The 16,921-nt window shown below is 69.0% G+C and carries 13 protein-coding genes and 1 tRNA gene; 9 read left to right on the forward strand and 5 right to left on the reverse strand.

Annotation, left to right across the window (positions count from 1 at the left end; translation table 11 throughout):
* The first annotated feature begins 33 nt into the window (after positions 1-33).
* Positions 34-1,392, forward strand: coding sequence for a DNA repair protein RadA (gene radA, locus ACFWIW_RS22750; protein ID WP_037335382.1), 1,359 nt, complete (start codon positions 34-36; stop codon positions 1,390-1,392).
* Here the strand turns inward: radA and ACFWIW_RS22755 are convergent.
* A complete protein-coding gene (locus tag ACFWIW_RS22755; RefSeq protein WP_378370262.1) occupies positions 1,389-2,504 on the reverse strand; it encodes a CU044_5270 family protein in 1,116 nt (371 codons plus the stop codon). The genes radA and ACFWIW_RS22755 overlap by 4 nt on opposite strands.
* 10 nt (positions 2,505-2,514) lie before the next feature.
* Entirely contained in the window at positions 2,515-3,144 is a 630-nt protein-coding gene (locus ACFWIW_RS22760) for an RNA polymerase sigma factor (protein ID WP_378370263.1), read from the reverse strand.
* A 158-nt stretch (positions 3,145-3,302) separates the two neighbouring features.
* On the opposite strand from ACFWIW_RS22760, the gene ACFWIW_RS22765 reads away from it, so the two are divergent.
* The 4 genes from ACFWIW_RS22765 (at position 3,303) to ACFWIW_RS22780 (ending at position 6,515) form a co-directional block, all read left to right on the forward strand.
* The gene (locus ACFWIW_RS22765) at positions 3,303-3,950 is read left to right on the forward strand and encodes a C39 family peptidase (protein WP_378370264.1); all 648 of its coding nucleotides are present in this window, start codon (positions 3,303-3,305) and stop codon (positions 3,948-3,950) included.
* A gap of 116 nt (positions 3,951-4,066) precedes the next feature.
* The gene (locus ACFWIW_RS22770; protein ID WP_016337692.1) at positions 4,067-5,023 is read left to right on the forward strand and encodes a glycoside hydrolase family 6 protein; all 957 of its coding nucleotides are present in this window, start codon (positions 4,067-4,069) and stop codon (positions 5,021-5,023) included.
* A 166-nt stretch (positions 5,024-5,189) separates the two neighbouring features.
* A complete protein-coding gene (locus ACFWIW_RS22775) occupies positions 5,190-6,242 on the forward strand; it encodes a WD40/YVTN/BNR-like repeat-containing protein (RefSeq protein ID WP_378370265.1) in 1,053 nt (350 codons plus the stop codon).
* Positions 6,243-6,515, forward strand: a complete 273-nt coding sequence (locus ACFWIW_RS22780) for a MoaD/ThiS family protein (protein ID WP_378370266.1) — start codon at positions 6,243-6,245, stop codon at positions 6,513-6,515.
* 140 nt (positions 6,516-6,655) lie between these two features.
* Here the strand turns inward: ACFWIW_RS22780 and otsB are convergent, their stop codons facing one another.
* The 3 genes from otsB to ACFWIW_RS22795 form a co-directional block, all read right to left on the reverse strand.
* A complete protein-coding gene (gene otsB / locus ACFWIW_RS22785) occupies positions 6,656-9,184 on the reverse strand; it encodes a trehalose-phosphatase (RefSeq protein ID WP_378370267.1) in 2,529 nt (842 codons plus the stop codon).
* A 36-nt stretch (positions 9,185-9,220) separates the two neighbouring features.
* Entirely contained in the window at positions 9,221-10,672 is a 1,452-nt protein-coding gene (locus ACFWIW_RS22790; protein WP_016337688.1) for a trehalose-6-phosphate synthase, read from the reverse strand.
* A gap of 81 nt (positions 10,673-10,753) precedes the next feature.
* The gene (locus tag ACFWIW_RS22795) at positions 10,754-12,319 is read right to left on the reverse strand and encodes a threonine/serine exporter ThrE family protein (RefSeq protein ID WP_378370268.1); all 1,566 of its coding nucleotides are present in this window, start codon (positions 12,317-12,319) and stop codon (positions 10,754-10,756) included.
* Positions 12,320-12,468: 149 nt separating this feature from the next.
* Between ACFWIW_RS22795 and ACFWIW_RS22800 the strand changes: the two genes are divergently transcribed.
* The 4 genes from ACFWIW_RS22800 (at position 12,469) to ACFWIW_RS22815 (ending at position 16,863) form a co-directional block, all read left to right on the forward strand.
* Positions 12,469-14,037, forward strand: coding sequence for an alkaline phosphatase D family protein (locus tag ACFWIW_RS22800; RefSeq protein ID WP_378370269.1), 1,569 nt, complete (start codon positions 12,469-12,471; stop codon positions 14,035-14,037).
* A gap of 44 nt (positions 14,038-14,081) precedes the next feature.
* Positions 14,082-14,154 (forward strand) — tRNA-Thr (locus ACFWIW_RS22805).
* An 802-nt stretch (positions 14,155-14,956) separates the two neighbouring features.
* Positions 14,957-15,562, forward strand: coding sequence for an LmbU family transcriptional regulator (locus ACFWIW_RS22810; RefSeq protein ID WP_378370270.1), 606 nt, complete (start codon positions 14,957-14,959; stop codon positions 15,560-15,562).
* 11 nt (positions 15,563-15,573) lie between these two features.
* The gene (locus tag ACFWIW_RS22815) at positions 15,574-16,863 is read left to right on the forward strand and encodes an MFS transporter (protein WP_378370271.1); all 1,290 of its coding nucleotides are present in this window, start codon (positions 15,574-15,576) and stop codon (positions 16,861-16,863) included.
* Positions 16,864-16,921: the final 58 nt, after the last annotated feature.

Here is a 16,921-nt window from a genome sequence, read left to right on the forward strand (position 1 = left end):
GGGTTTGTCGGTGGTGGCCGCTAGCCTCGCGGGGTGGTCAAGAAAGGCAGCACCTACCGCTGCGGTGAATGCGGGTACGAGGCGCCGAAGTGGGTCGGGCGCTGCCCCGAATGTCAGGCGTGGGGAACGCTCGAAGAACGCGGCGACGCCCGCCCCGCGATAGCCAGGGTCGCGGCGGGCGCGCCCAGCGCCCCGGCGCGTCCGATCGGCGAGGTCGACGTCGAGACGGCGCGCGCGAAGCCCACCGGCGTCTCCGAGCTGGACCGGGTGCTCGGCGGCGGTTTCGTGCCGGGCGCGGTCATCCTGCTCGCCGGGGAGCCCGGTGTCGGCAAATCGACCCTCCTGCTGGAGGTCGCCTACCAGTGGGCGGCCACCGCGGGCCGAGCGCTCTACGTCACGGGCGAGGAGTCGGCGGGTCAGGTGCGCCTGCGCGCCGAGCGCACGGGCAACGTCCACGACGAGATGTTCCTCGCCGCCGAGAGCGATCTCTCCGCGATCCTCGGCCACGTCGACGCGGTCAAGCCGGGGGTGCTGATCGTCGACTCGGTCCAGACCATGGCCTCCCCGCAGGTGGAGGGCGCGCCGGGTGGGGTCACCCAGGTCCGCGCGGTCACCTCCGGGCTGGTCGCGCTGGCCAAGGAACGCGGGCTGCCGATCGTGCTGGTCGGCCACGTCACGAAGGACGGTTCGGTCGCCGGGCCGCGGGTGCTGGAGCATCTGGTCGACGTCGTCCTGCAGTTCGAGGGCGACAAGCATTCGACGCTGCGGATGCTGCGCGGAATCAAGAACCGCTTCGGCGCCGCCGACGAGATCGGCTGCTTCGAGCTGGTCGAGGAGGGCATCGTCGGCGTGCCCGATCCGTCGGGGCTGTTCCTCAGCCACACCGCGGAACCGGTCGCGGGCACCGCGGTCACGGTGACCATGGAGGGCAAGCGGCCGCTGCTGGGCGAGGTGCAGGCGCTGGTGTCGGCGACCCAGTCACCGCAGCCCCGGCGCGCGGTGAGCGGCCTCGATTCGGCACGCGTCGCCATGGTGCTGGCCGTGGTGGAGAAGCGGGCGGGGATCAAGGTCGGCGACAAGGACGTCTACGTCGCGACGGTCGGCGGCATGAAGATCACCGAGCCCGGCATCGATCTCGCGGTGGTGCTTGCGCTGATGTCGTCGGCGCGGGACACCCCGCTCTCGCCCAAACTCGTCGCGATGGGCGAGGTCGGGCTCTCGGGCGAGGTCCGGCGGGTGCCGAGCGTCGGGCGGCGGCTCGCGGAGGCCGCCCGGCTCGGCTTCACGTACGCGCTGGTGCCGCCGGATTCCGGCAAGATCCCGCCGGGGATCCGGGTGCTGGAGGTCGCTGACGTCGGGAGCGCGCTCAACGCCGCGAAACACGCTCGTTAGGGGCCGTCGTCGTCGGTGATCACCACCGAGATCTTCGTGTCGAACAAGGTCAGTCCCGGCCAGTCCTCGTTGTTGTCGGATGGCCGGACGGCGCGGTTCCCGACGACGGCCGCGGTCGCCCGGTCGACGATGAACGTGCGCGTCTGGTTCGGCAGCGTGACCGAGAACGACAGCGCGGGCCGCCCGTCAGGAGTGGTCACGGTCTCCAAGACGATGCCGGGCATCTTCGCGAGCGCTTTGCACAAAGCCACCCGCTGCGCGCCGAAACCCTGGGCCGAGCGGAGCACGTTGAAGGCCATCTCGAACATCTCGGGCGTCGAGTTCTGCTGTCCCGAGGGGCGGCCGTCGGGCCAGATGCCGTCGTGGCGGAGCCGCTCGGCCATCTTCCCGGGGTCGATGGGCAGTTCCCCGAGAAAGCCGGGATCGGGCCACGTCCATCCGCTTTCGGTCGGGAGGCGATCCTTCGGCGGCAGGACCGGGGGCGCGTTGGTCGCCCTCGGGGGCGGCACCGACGTCGTGGTGGCCGGCGGCGGGCCGCTGCCTTCGGTGACCGTGGACGACGGCCCCGGCAGCGATTCCCCGTTCCTCTTCGCCGTCTGGTAGTCGCCTTTGATCCAGCGGATCTCGCCGGTCCCGGTGAACCGGCTCTTGACGGGCTTCCCAGCTCGGGCAGGCAGCCAGCGTTCGAGGATCTCGTGGGTCTGATAGACCAGCCCCGACTTGGTGACGCGCGTGGTCCAGGTGGATTCCGTGACGAGCCGGTACTGGCCTTCGTGAAGCGGGAAATTGTCGCCGTGAAGGGATTCGAGCGCGTCTTCACCAGGGGCGACGACCGACTGGTCCGCGGGGGCGGGGCCGTCGTCACCGGTGAAGGCGTTCGTCGCCACGATCCCGCCGCCGGACACCAATGCCGCGGCGGCCGCGGCGGCGATCCATCGCCACGCGCCGGTCCGTTTCCGCACCGGGGGCGTGAGCGTGGGAAGCAGTTCGTCCCCGACCTCGCCGGCGGCGCGCAGGAGTGCCGCCCTGGCCCGGGACAGCTCGTCCTGCCGGGTTTCCGGACCGGCGTGGAGGCCTGCCAGTGCCTCGTCGAGTTCGGCCTCGGACCACACCTTCCTGACCCTATCGCCGTGCACTTTCGCCCTCCTCCCTTTTGCTCGATCCGTCCTTTGTGTACTCCGGTGCGTTGGCGCGCAGCCATCTCCGGATCCGGTGCAGCCGCGATCTCACCGTCCCCGCGGGGATGCCGAGCGCCTCGGCGACCTCGCCCGGATCCAAGCCCGCCCACGAGACCAGAAGCAAGGTGTCGCGGTCCGCGACGCTCAATTCGGCCAGCGCGCCCGCCAGCTGGGCCGCGCGGGACTGGGCGTCGACCCGCTCGGCGACCCGGCCGTCGTGCCCGGCCGAGACCGCCTGGTCGGCGGCCGCGAGCCGGGCCGTCGCGTTGAGGGCCCGCATCTCGGTGCGGACATGATGCCGCAGCAGGTTCGTCGCGATGCCGTAGAGCCACGCCCGCGCCGTCCCGGCCTCCGGGCGGTACGTCTCGCGTCGCCGGAGCGCCACGAGGAACGTTTCGGCGACGAGGTCGTGCGCGGTCTCCGTGCCGACGCGGCGCGCGAGATAGCGCTGCAGCGGTGCCGCGTGGGCGTCGAAGAGCATGCCGAACACGGGTGCGGGATCGGGGCCACCGAGATCCGGCCTGTCCGGTCCACGCGAGCCGGCCTGCTCGTGATCGTCTTTCATCACCTGCACGATCGCTATTGCCCGATGAGCCTCGAAGCGTTCATCCGATCCTACTTTCGTCGTGGGCCGACCGGGGAAAGCGCAGGTGAAGCCGCAGACAAAAGCCGCGGGACCGGCGATCATGTTCACTATTCACCATTCAGAAGTGAAACTGGGGAAGGATTACCATGCGTCGATTCAGGACCGTGGTCGTCGCCGCGCTCGCGGCGTCCGCGTTGATCACCGCTCCGGCGGTGGCCCAGGCGGGCAATGCCGTTGACGTGAACGCGATGGCGCCGCCCGCCAAGGTCGAAGGGGTCCGGGCGGCCGCTGAGCTCAACATCCAGTACCAGATCCAGGAGACCGGGTACTGGTGCGGCCCGGCCGCGACCCGGATCGCCATCTCGGCCAAGAACGGCAACCCGCCGAGCCAGCAGCAGCTCGCGAACGAACTGCCGACCACCACCAACGGCACCGACTGGATCGGGCAGGTCACTCGCGTCCTCAACAACCACGTCGCCGGTGGCTGGTACGAGACCAAGGAGATGCCGAACGACCCGCCGACCCAGGCGCAGCGCGACCTGCTGTGGCGCGACATCGTGCTGGACATCGACAAGGGCTACGCGATCGTCGCGAATATCGTCGCCCCGGCGAACAACCACCCGCCGGGCTACCCGAACTACACGATCTACCACTACTTCACGATCATCGGCTACAACAGCGACAACATGACGGTGAAGATCGCCGACCCGGCCAACTTCGGCGGCAACCAGATCTACTGGCTCACCTTCAACCAGCTCGCCACTTTGATCCCGCCGAAGGGCTACTCGGCCTGATCCCCTCCCGCGTTTCGTCCTCTGAACGCGTTACTTGCACGCGCAAGGATCGCATTCAGAGGACGAAACGCGCGGGTTGTACGAATCTTGTACGGGAGGTCACGAAGCTGACGGGCATGCGCATCAAGACGCTCGGTCTGCTGGCCGCCTCGCTGCTGGCCCTGGCCGCCACCCCGGCCATGGCCGCCGACGGCAACCCGCTCGAGAAGACCAACGGCTTCTACGTCGACCCGAACTCCAACCCCGCGGTCTGGGTCAGGGACCACCCGGGCAGTACCGCCGACAAGATCAAGGCCGCCATCTCCACCAAGGCGGGCGCGCGCTGGTTCGGCAACTGGAGTGGCGACGTCAAGAAGGCCGTCGACGGATACACCTACGCCGCCGACGTCGCGGACAAGCTGCCGATCCTGGTCGCGTACAACATCCCCGGCCGTGACTGCGGCGGTCACTCCGGCGGCGGCGCGGGCAGCCCGGAGGCGTACCGGACCTGGATCTCGAACTTCGCCGACGGCATCGGCGGCAAACCCGCGGTCGTCGTCATCGAGCCGGACGCGCTCGCGCAGGTCGACTGCCTGCCGACCGGTGAGCGCCAGACCCGCCTCGACCTCCTCAAGTACGCCGCGGAGCAGTTCGCCGCGAAGGCCCCGAACACCTGGGCGTACATGGACGGCGGCAACTCGACCTGGATCCCGGCCGCGACCATGGCCGACCGGCTCAACGCCGTCGGGGTGAAGTCGATCCGCGGTCTCGCGATCAACGTGTCGAACTACAAGACCACCACCGACTCGGCGAACTACGGCAAGGCCGTCAGTGCCGCGCTGTCGAGCAAGTACGGCTACACGAAGCCGTTCGTGATCGACACGAGCCGCAACGGCAACGGCCCGCTCGGCTCCGAATGGTGCAACCCGGCCGGGCGCAAGCTCGGGGCGACCTCGCAGACCGGCGGCGGCGCCGAGATGCTGCTCTGGGTCAAGGTGCCCGGTGATTCCGACGGCAAATGCGGGATCGCGCCGAACGTCGAAGCCGGTCAGTTCAGCCCCGATCTCGCCCTGCGCCTGATCAGCGGCACCTGACCGCACCCCTGAAGCCCGTCGCGCCGGCTGCTCGTCTGTGACCCTCGTTCTCCCGAGAAGGCGAAGGCCACGACCCCTTGGACAGCAGCCGGCGCGACGCCTCCATTTCCGCGCTCCCGGTAGTACGGTGACCTGGGTCACAGTCACTATCAAGGAGGACGGCGTCGTGGAGTTCCAGCTGGGGATCGGTACCAGGAAGGGCTTGTTCCTCGCCCGCAGCGAGGATCGCGAGAACTGGGAACTCTCCGAGCCGAAGTTCCCGATGGAGGCGGTGCGCGCGGTCGCGCTGACCCCCGCCAAGGTCTACGCGGCCGCGGTCAACGAGCACTTCGGTCCGACGATCGCGACGTCCGGGGACTTCGGCGAGACCTGGGCCGAACCCGATCACGCCCCGGTGGCCTTCCCCGCCGACACGGAGACCGCGCTCGAAGGAATCTGGCAGATCGTGCTCGCCGGTGACGTCGTCTACGCCGGTGTCGAGCCGTCCGCGCTGTTCCGGTCCGAAGACGGCGGCGAGACCTTCGAACTCGTGCGCGGGCTGTGGGATCACGAACACCGTCCACACTGGACTCCCGGTGGCGGCGGCCAGATGATCCACACGATCCTGCCGCATCCCACGGACCCTCGGCGGATCACCGTCGCCATGTCGACGGGCGGCGTCTACCGCACCGAGGACGGCGGCAAGAGCTGGACGGCGTCGAACCGCGGGATCAGCGCGGGATTCCTGCCCGACGAGGAACCCGAATTCGGGCAGTGCGTGCACAAGGTCGCGATGCATCCGGCGCGGCCGGAACGGTTCTTCCTGCAGAACCACGGCGGTGTCTATCGCAGCGACGACGACGCGAAGACGTGGAAGTCCATCGCCGGTGGCTTGCCGAACGACTTCGGATTCGCCATGGTCGTCCATCCGACCGAACCGGACACCGTCTACAACTTCCCCTTGGTGGCCGACGTGCTCCGGTTCCCGCCGGAGGGCCGCTGCCGGGTCTATCGCAGCCAGGACGCCGGCGAGACCTGGACGGGGCTCGGAAACGGCTTGCCGGACAAGGGTTTCTACGCGGGTGTGCTCCGGGACGGCATGTGCGTCGACGCGCGGGACGGTATCTACTTCGGCACACGATCCGGTGAAGTGTGGGCCAGCCCCGACGGAGGCGACACCTGGCATCAGGTGGCCGCGCATCTGCCGGACGTGCTGTGCGTCCGGGCCCAGGTGGTCTAGATGGTCCGGGTCCTGCTGCCCGCGATGCTGCGGCCGCTCGCGGGCGGCGTGGGGACGCTCGAAGTCGACGCCCCGACGCTCGACGCCGTCCTGGACTCGCTCGGCGCCGGTTATCCCGCGCTGGAACGCCGTCTGCGTGACGAGACCGGTGCGCTGCGGCGTTATGTGAACTTCTATGTGGACGGCGAGGAATGCCGCCGCCTCGATGGTGCCAAGACTTCGCTCGCGGAAGCGAAGGAAGTTCAGATCATCCCGTCGGTCGCCGGGGGCTGAAGGGGACTTTCCCCGCGTCGCCTCCGCTCGGGTGCGTCTGGCCTCCGAAGATCGTGAAGGCCTCCTTCCCTACCTTGAGAGTAGGGAAGGAGGCCTTCACGGCGTCTCGAAGCCCGCGCCATCCGACGTGGGAGCGGCTCCTATTGGGAAAGCAGGTTCGCGCAGCGGATCAGCCCGATATGCGAGTACGCCTGCGGGTGGTTGCCCAGCGAGCGCTCCGCGATCGGGTCGAACTGCTCGGGCAGCAGCCCCGTCGGTCCCGCGGCGTCGACGATCTGCGTGAACAGTTCCTCGGCCTCGGTGCGCCGCCCGGTGAGCAGGTACGCCTCGATGAGCCAGGCCGCGCAGATGTGGAAACCGCCCTCGCCGCCGGGAAGGCCGTCGTCGCGGCGGTACCGGTACACAGTGGACCCACTGCGCAGTTCCGCCTCGATCGCGGTCACCGTGGACTGGAAGCGCGGGTCGGCCGGGTCGATCAGCCCCGTCAGCCCGACGAACAGCGAAGCGGCGTCGAGGTCCGTTCCGTCGTAGGCGGTGGTGAAGGCCTGGACCTCTTCGTTCCAGCCCTTCTCCAGCACGTCCGCGGCGATCTCGTCGCGCAGCGCGGGCCACGCGCCCGGCACCGCACGGCCGTAGACCTCGCCCAGTTTGACCGCCCGGTCGATGGTCACCCAGCACATCACCCGCGAGTACACCCGGTGGCGCGGCACGTGCCGCTCCTCCCAGATGCCGTGGTCCGGCTCGTTCCAGCGCCGCGTGACGGCCTCGGCCATCGCGCGCACCATCTGCCAGTCCTCGTCGCGCAGTTCGCCGCGCGCCTCGGCCAGTGTCTGCACGAGCTCGACGACCGGGCCGAACACGTCCAGCTGCACCTGGTGGTTCGCCAGGTTGCCGACGCGGACCGGCCGCGAACCGGCGTACCCGGGCAGCGATTCGATGACCGCTTCGGCGCCGATCACGCTGCCAGCCAAGGTGTACAGCGGGTGCAGCCGTTCCGGACCGGCCAAAGTGGACAGAACGCCGTGCAGCCACCGGAGGTAGCCTTCGGCCTCTTCGGTCGAGCCGAGGTGGACCAGTTCGCGCACGGTCATGGCCGCGTCGCGGATCCAGCAGTAGCGGTAGTCCCAGTTGCGGACGCCGCCGATCTCCTCCGGCAGCGAGGAGGTCGCCGCCGCGAGCACTCCGCCGGTGTCGGTGTTCACCAGCCCGCGCAGGGTGAGCGCCGAGCGGCCGACGAGATCGGTCTGGACACTGGGCAGCTTGAGCGTGCGCGCCCAATTGCTCCAGTAGTCGCCCGCGCGCGCCCGTCGCTCCACTTCGGACAGTTCGTGCTCGCCGAGATCCGACGTGCCGCAACGGAGTTCGAGCACCACCGGGTTCTCCGGGGTGGGGGTGACGAGCGCCGTCGCGGTGTCGTTCATGCCGTCGGAGGTGATCTCCCATTCGACCCCCGGTGAGCGCAGCGCGAACGGTTCCGAGGTGCCCTGCACCAGGATCCCGTCGCCCTGGGCGAGCAGGGTCACCGGCACACCGCCGAATTCGGGGCGGGGCGCGAACACGATCTCCGCCGCCGTCTCACCCGAGATCACCCGGACGAGATCCGTGCGGTGCGCGGGGCTCTCCGGTTCGAGGTAGTCGGTGACGAGCAGCCGCGACCAGCGGGTCTCGACCGTCATCGTGTTCGGCAGGTAACGCTGCCCGAGCGGCAGGCCGTTGCGGTGCGGCTTGATCGAGAAGTGGCCCGCGCCGGCACCGCCGAGCAGATCCGCGAAGATCGCGGGCGCGTCGGGGCCGGGGTGGCACAGCCAGGTCAGCCGGGCGTCCGGCGTGACCAGCGCGACCGAACGTTCGTTGGCCAGCAGGGAAAGCCGCTCGATCGGCGGTGCCTGCTCGCCGTAGAGCCAGTTGCGCCGCTCTTCGAGCAGGAAGGCGAGCGCCATCGCGACGTCGACGGTGTCCGGAACCCGGTACTGGGCGAGGCTTTCGCCGTCGCCGACCTTCACGCCGAGGTCCGGGCCGGAGATCCGGGCGAACGCCTTCTCGTCGGTGACGTCGTCGCCGAGGAAGACCGCCGCCGTCGCGCCGACCTGGTGGCGCAGGGTGTCCAGCGCGCGGCCCTTGTCCGTCTGGACGACCGCGAGCTCGACGACCTCCTTGCCGTCGGTCGTGGACACGCCCTCCCATTTCGAAGGTCCATTGTGGACATCACGGAGAACCCGGCGGCCCGCCTCGTGTTCGGCTCGGCGGACGTGCACCGCGATACTCGCGGGCTTGACCTCGAGCGAGACGCCCGGTACGTCGAGCACCAGGTTCTCCAGCTCGGCTTCGAGCCGTCTGTGGAGTTCGCGGGCCTTGTCGTCGAGCGCGTGGATGAAGCCGATGTCGAACTCGGACCCGTGGCTGCCGACCAGGTTCACCTCGGCCGGGAGACGGGACAGGGTGGCGAGATCGCGCAGCGCGCGGCCGGAGATGACCGCGGTGGTCGTCTCGTGCAGGCCGGCCAGCGACCTGAGGGCGCCTACCGATTCGGGCAGGGGACGGGCTTCGTCCGGGTTGGCCGTGATCGGAGCCAGCGTGCCGTCGTAGTCGCAGGCGACCAGCAGCCGCGGGGTGCGCGCGACCTGGACAATCGCGCGCCGCAGCTCGGCGGGCAGTGCCTCGGCGGTCAACGATTTCTCCTCGGGAAACTATGCGGGGTAGGGGGATCAGTCGGCCGGTTCGGCACCGAGCGCTTGGAGGAACGAGCGCGCCCAGCGGTCGACGTCATGCGTGAGGACCTGTCGACGCATGGCGCGCATACGGCGGCGTCCCTCTGCGGGGTCGAGCGTAATGGCAGTCTCCAAGGCGTTCTTCACCCCGTCCAGATCATGCGGGTTGACCAGGAGCGCACTGGTCAGCTCGGCCGCGGCGCCGGCGAACTCCGAAAGCACGAGCGAACCGCCCAGGTCGTGGCGGCAGGCGACGTACTCCTTGCAGACGAGGTTCATCCCGTCACGCAGGGGAGTGACCACCATGACGTCGGCCGCGGAGAAGAAGGCGGCCAGCTCCGTCCGGTTCACGGACTGATGCAGATAATGCACGACCGGGTGACCCACGCGCGCGAACTCGCCGTTGATCCGCCCGACCATCTGCTCGATGTCGCCGCGCATCCGCTGGTAGTGCTCGACGCGCTCGCGGCTCGGCGTGGCCAGCTGGACGAAGGTGACGTCTTCCGGACGGACGCGGCCTTCGTGCAGCAGCTCGTGCAGCGCCTGCAACCGCAGGTCGATGCCCTTCGTGTAGTCGAGCCGGTCGACGCCGAGCAGGACCTTCTTCGGATTGCCCAGGTCGCGGCGCAGCTGGGCGGCGCGTTCGGCGACGCCCTTGGTCTTGGCGAGTTTGTCGAGGCCGATGGCGTCGATGGAGATCGGGAACGCGCCGACCCGCACCGTGCGGTCGCCGACCTGCATCAGGCCGGGGCGGGTGCGGATGCCGACCGCGCCGCGGCTGGATTCGAGACCGGCCAGCTGCCGCGCCAGCCAGAGGAAGTTCTGCGCGCCACCCGGCCGGTGGAAGCCGACGAGGTCGGCCCCGACCAGGCCGCGGACGATCTCGGTCCGCCACGGCATCTGCATGAACAACTCGACCGGGGGGAACGGGATGTGCAGGAAGAACCCGATCCGGAGATCGGGACGCAGTTCGCGGAGCATCGCCGGGACCAGTTGCAGCTGGTAGTCCTGGATCCACACGGTCGCGCCCTCGGCGGCGACCTTCGCGCTCGCCTCGGCGAAGCGCCGGTTCACCCGGACGTAGGACTCCCACCAGCTCCGGTCGAACACCGGCCGCGCCACCACGTCGTGGTACAGCGGCCAGAGCGTCGCGTTGGAGAAACCCTCGTAGTAGTCGCGGACGTCGTCCGAGGTCAGGGAGACCGGGTGCAGTACCAGGCCGTCGTCGTCGAACTCCTCGACGTCGACGTCGGGCACACCCGGCCACCCGACCCAGGCTCCCTTGCGCGAGCGCAGGAAGGGTTCGAGCGCCGACACCAGCCCGCCGGGGCTCGCCGTCCAGCGCCTGCTCCCGTCGGCGGTCCGTTCGAGGTCCACCGGGAGCCTGTTCGCCACCACCACGAAATCCGCGGAGGCCGTTCTGCTCGTCTCGGCAATCACTTCGTCCACCAGCCGCTCCCTCGAATCGCGGGTCGCTGCCCTAAGCGGAAACCCTATCGCGCGAGGAGGCCACGGCCCGTCGCCGAGAGATCACTCCAAGCGTCGTTCGGCGGGTGCCAGCGGACCCGCCATCCGCGGCCCGGCGAATTTGCGTTCCAGCCTGCCGAGCCCCGTGCGCACCGGCTGCGCGAGGTATTCGCCGAGAACCACACCCGCTGCCAGGGCAAGCCCGATCGCGACCGCGGTCATCAGCGTCGAGATGTTCCCGCCGGACTCGACGCCCAATTGGTATAGACCACGATAGGTGGAGAGGCCGGGGAGGAGGGGCGTGATGCCGGACACAGCCACCACGAGCGGCGTCACTTTGAGGCGCCGGGCGAGCACGCCGCCGCAGAAACCGACCAGCGTGGCGGCGACCGCGGACGAACTGACTGCCTGGAAATCGGTCAGCATCAAGGCCCCGTAGACCGCGCCGCCGACGGCGCCCGCCGCCCCCGCGACGATCATCGCGCGCAACGTCGAATACGAGGCGAGCGCGAAGCAGGCCGACGCGCCGACGCTGCCGAGGATGATGATCGGCAGGTCCTGCGGCGTCGACGAGACGACCTCGGGCAGCGGCGTCAGTGGGAGATCGAGCAGCAGCGCGATCTTCAGCGCCAGCACCACGCCCGCGATCAGCCCGGCACTCATCAGCGCCGTTTCCATCGTGCGCCCGGCCGCCGTGACGTAGTAGCCGGTGATGGCGTCCTGCACGGCGGAGACCGTGGAGAGCCCGGACAGCAGCACGGTGACGGCCGCCGCGACGACCAGCGTGGGTTTGTCCGTGGTGAGCAGGTTGCTGCTGACTATCGCCATCGCCGACAGCGTCGCGACCAGGCCGCCGATCACCTGCTGGAAGAAGAACGGCAGCGCGAAGCGGTTCAAGAAACGGCCGAGCCGGTCGATGACCGCGCTGATCACCAGCGCGACCAGTGCGACGTCGATACTGCCGCCGAGGATCAGGGTGATGAACGCGGCCAGCCCGCCCCAAGCGGCCGTGGCCACCCAACGGGGGTACGGGTGCGGCGCCGTCGTGATCCGCTGCAGTTCCTGCTGTGCCTCTTCGGCACCGATGTTGCCGCGGACGATCCGGCGGACCAGCGTCTCGGTCTGGGTGAGCCGCGTGTAGTCGAGGCTGCGCGACCGGACGACGCGCAGCGCCGTCACCGGCGCCATGTCGGTGCCGCGGTGGCAGGTCACCGTGATCGACGTGAAGATCACGTCGACCTCGCAGTGCGGCAGGCCGAGCGCGGAGGTCAGCGCGATGATCGTCGCGGTGACGTCGGAGGCGCCGGCGCCGCTCGACATCTGGACCTCGCCGATGCGCAGGACCAGGTCCAGGACGAAGTTGACCGTCGTGTCGTCCGGCGGCTGCGGGCCCATCGCCTCGTCGACGTCGACGGCGGGCTGCTCGGCCGTCGGCGCTTCGAGGATCTGCCAGGCGCGGCGGCGAAGCAGATTCGGCCGGTGCGAGCGAGTCTGGGGGATCGATCGCTCTCCGTCACGCTGGCGCGGCGCTTCCAGCAGCCATTCGCCACGTTCGGGTGTTTCGTCCTGGTTCTTTCCGACACCGCGTTCGCCGCGCTTGGCTCCCTTGGTGTGCTCGTTGATCTTCATGATCGATCCACCTCCTCACTCTTGTTCGAGGGACATTCCCGAGGAGCATCGGGGCCGGTGCCTCGACCGTTGCAGGAAACCCGAAGTGGCGTCCACCACGTCGGAGGAAGATCATCGCGGGGTTGCCGGTTTACGGCACACTGCATGCCATGGCGTCCTCTGTGAGCAGGCGTTCCGTTCTTCGCGCGGCCGGTGTCACCGCTGCCGGAAGCGCGGCGACATTCACCCTTTCGGGTGCATCTAGCGGGGCGGAGGCCCCGGTTTTCGCGCACGGTGTGGCGTCGGGCGATCCGATGCCCGATTCGGTCCTTCTCTGGACCCGTGTCACGCCGTCTCCGGACGCGGTTCCGGGATCCGGAAAAGGGGCGGCGGCAGACGTCCGGTGGGAGGTGGCCGAGGACGCCGGATTCGCCCGCGTCGTCGCTCGCGGTCACCTCCGGACCGGCCCGGAACGCGACCACACGGTGAAGGTGACGGCGGGCGGGCTGTGCGCGTCGACCGGGTATTGGTACCGGTTCACGGCCAAGGGGAAGGTCTCGCCGACCGGCCGGACCCGCACGGCGCCTTCGCGCGACGAGGACGTCGAGAGCCTGCGCTTCGGCGTGGTCTCGTGTGCGAACTGGGCTGTCGGTCACTTCGCCCCCTACGGCTATCTGGCCGCCCGTGACGATCTGGACGCCTTCATTCACCTGGGTGACTACCTCTACGAAGGAAATCCCAACCCTGCAAGTGATCTCCGGCCATCGGTACCGCCCAACGAGTTGATCACCCTGGCGGACTACCGGCGACGTCACGCGATGTACAAGACCGACGAGCACCTCCGGCGGCTCCACGCCCGGCATCCGATGATCGCGACCTGGGACGACCACGAGGCCGCCGACAACGCCTGGTCCGGCGGATCGCCGTCACACGACCCGGCGACCGAGGGCGACTGGACGGACCGGATGCGGGCGGCGCACCAGGCGTACTTCGAATGGATGCCGGTGCGGCACCGCGGCGACCGGCTGTACCGGCGGCTGAAATTCGGGAAGCTGGCCGACCTGACCATGCTGGACCTGCGGACGTACCGGACGCGGCAGCCAGGGCCGGTCACGCCGGAAGACACCATCCTCGGCGCCGATCAGCGGCAGTGGTTCCTGGACGGCCTCGCGCGCGGGACCGCGTCCTGGAACCTGATCGGGAACTCGGTGATGGTCACGCCCATCAAGATCCCCGCGCTGCCCACCCGCGAACGGCTCGCGCTCGGCGACCTGCTCGACGGCCAGCCGACCACGGTCAACACCGACCAATGGGACGGCTACACCGCCGACCGTCGCCTGGTCCTCGACACCATCGCCGCGCAAGGCCGGGGCAACACGGTGTTCCTGACCGGCGACGTGCACTCGTCGTGGGCGAACGACGTGCCGCGGGACGGAGCGAGCGTCGCGGTGGAATTCGTCTGCCCGTCGGTCACCTCGGACAACATCGACGAGCAGCTCGGCGTCCCGCCGCGGACCGGCTCACTGCAGGTCGAGGCCGCGATCCGGGCGCTGAACCCGCACGTGCGTTTCGTGGAACTCGACTCGCACGGCCCCGGCGTCCTGGAAGTGACCCCGGACGCCGTCCGGATGAACTGGTACTACGTCGCCGACCGCCGCGACCCGGCGACCGCCGTGACGTTCGCGCACGCCTTCCGGGCCGTGGCCGGGGAGCCCCGGGTGCGCCCTGCGGGGCGCTGAACGGGCGCCGATATACTGGCCTCGCCCAGGCTGCCCTGGGCGAGGCCGCTATAGCTCAGCTGGTAGAGCATCTGTCTTGTAAACAGAAGGTCAGGGGTTCGAGCCCCCTTGGCGGCTCAGGCACGACCGGGTGCCCGAGGGGTGCCCGGTCGTTTTCCGTCGGGGCGGGACGTGCCCGAGGTCGTGCGGCCGGATCCGCGGTGCCGCTCGAACTCGTCGCCGTCCACGGACGAAGCGCGACCCGGCATCGGATGGCGACAAATAGATGTCGTGGCGGCTGACGCTGACCGGCTACGAAATCCGTAGGCGCGCCTATTGAACTTCTCGCTTAAAGACGCGCGAACCGTGCCGATTGATGTCGCGCGGAGCGAGGGGTGCGCGGAAACAGGGGGCACTCGTCGTCCTATTCCCACGCGGTCGAGGCAGAAGCCGGGCATTCCGGTGAGGTATTGCCTATGTCTTGCCGGGCGACGCTCGGTGCGGGGGGCGTGAGTGGCAAGTGTCGTTAGAACGACCCAAAACACTCACGACGCCACGTTTCCTCGCCTCGAAGTAGCAAGCCGTCGCGCGGGCGTCAACGTCCGAATGGGTGACTCATTGGTGTGGTTGACAAGTTACACAATCGTGGCTAGCGTCGGGAATTGAGCGCCGGCGGGGTGGAACTGCCGGGGTGGGAGTTACGCGAAGAGCGTTTACAGGGCAGACAAACATCCTTGGGGGGTGGTTGCGTGTCGCGTCCATTTATGCGATTTTCCCCGCAGGTCGGAGTGCGGAAAAGGCCCGCTTTCCCGTCGGCCTACGATATCGGCCGGAAGTGCGCTGGAAACGGCCTTGGCGGAGCAGCTCCGCTTTGTCGAGTTTTCGTCGGGGGGCAGGGGAAATTGTGACGACGCCGAGCCGGTCGAGGGTCGGGAACATCTTGGAGGAGTCGCGTCGGATCGTGCCGGGCGCCGCCAGACGGCCGGACACCCGGGTGCTCATCACCCGGGTCGGGTTGCATCTGCCCTCGTCGATCACCTATGAGAAGTGGGAGCAGGCCGGGCTTCAGCTTTCCCGGGTCGCCGATTCGAGTGCTTGGTGCCTCGGTGACTGGATCGTCTTCGGCGAATCCCGCTACCGGGACCGGTACAAGCAAGCCACGGAAGCGGCGGGCCTGGACTACAAGACGATCCGCAACTACGCGTGGGTCGCCAGAAAGGTGGACCTTTCGAGGCGGCGGGAGAAGCTCAGCTTCCAGCATCACGCCGAGGTGGCCGCGCTTCCCCGCGAGGACCAGGAATTCTGGCTCGATCAGGCCGAAGAGTCCGGGTGGTCCCGTAACGAGCTGCGCAGACGTATTCGCGGTAGCCAGGGCAAGTTCGCGTCGACGCCGGAACGGGATGTGATCCCGCGGATCGAGGTCACCCGCGAGCGCATCGAACGGTGGCAGACGGCGGCACGCGCGGTCGACACCGACCTGTCCGCGTGGATCGTGGCGAATCTCGACGCGGCGGCCGGGTCTGTTCTTTTGCCCAATCCATCCTGAGAAGGGTTTGAATGGTTCAGCGGACGGCCTCAGGAGAAGAGCGGACGACCGTGGGGCGGTTCGACCCGTTCCGGGAGCGCAACTTCCGCCTGTTCTTCGGTGGCTATGCGGCCTCGAACATCGGCACGGCGATGGCGACGGTCGCGTTGTCGTTCGCGGTGCTCGACAGCACCGGCTCGCTCACCGATCTGAGCCTGGTGCTTGCCGCTCGGATCGTCCCGCTCGTGCTTTTCCTGCTGGGCGGGGGATTACTGGGCGACCGGCTGTCTCGCCGGTGGGTGATGATCATCTCCGATTGCGTCCGCGCGGTGAGCCAGGGCCTTGTCGCCACCCTGTTCCTGCTCGGGCACCCGCCACTGTGGACGATCGTGACGCTGGCCGCCATCGGGGGTGCCGGTGAGGCGTTCTTCAAACCGTCCTTCGACGGTCTCATTCCCGAAATGGTGTCCGCACGACGGCTGCCGGAGGCCAATGCCCTGCTCGGGCTCACCCAGTCCGTCGCGATGGTCGGCGGGCCGTCCATCGCGGGTGTGCTCGTCGCGATGACCTCGCCGGCGGTCGCGCTGATGGTGGACGCGTCCAGTTACCTGCTCAGTATCGTTTCCTTGCTGTGCTTGCGGATCAACGACGCGCCACCAGGGCCGAGGTCGTCGTTGTTCGGCGAGCTGAGGGATGGTTGGAAGGTCTTCGGCAGCAGGCCATGGCTCTGGACCGTGACCTTGCAGTTCACCATGTTCAACCTCGTGGTGTGGGCCCCGTACCTGGTGCTCGGGCCGGCGTCCGCGCACGCCCTTTACGGTGGCGCGGGCGCCTGGGGGACCGTGCTCGCGGTGTACGGGGCAGGCTCCATCCTCGGTGGCCTGCTCCTGCTGGGCAGGCGGCCGAAACGGCCGTTGGTCGTCACGACGACGATCACCTTCCTCTGGGCGGCGCCGTCGGCCGCGCTCGCGTTCGAAATGCCTCTCGTCGTGGTGTGCGCCGGCGCTCTCGCCGCAGGCGTCGCCAACGCCGTTTTCAATGGGCTGTGGCTCACGACGGTGCAGCGCCACGTTCCCTCGGAAGCTTTGTCGAGGGTCATGTCGTACGTGTCCTTCGGCGCTTACGCGGTCGGGCCGATCGGGCTCGCGCTCGCCGGACCGCTGGCCGAGGCGACGAGTATTCCCGCGGTGCTCGCCGTCGGGGTCGGCTGGCAGCTGATCGCCACTTCGATCGTGTTGGCGTTACCCGCGATTCGAGGGCTCACCGCGACCGAAGACGCGAGTCCCGCCAGCGGGACCGAAATCGCCGACGGCGGCGCTTGAGTCCTGCCCGGCCGACGCCGTATCGCGTCCGGATTTCTTGACAGGGTCACGGTTCCAG

The organism is Amycolatopsis sp. NPDC058340 (assembly GCF_042723975.1).
Classification (GTDB): domain Bacteria; phylum Actinomycetota; class Actinomycetes; order Mycobacteriales; family Pseudonocardiaceae; genus Amycolatopsis.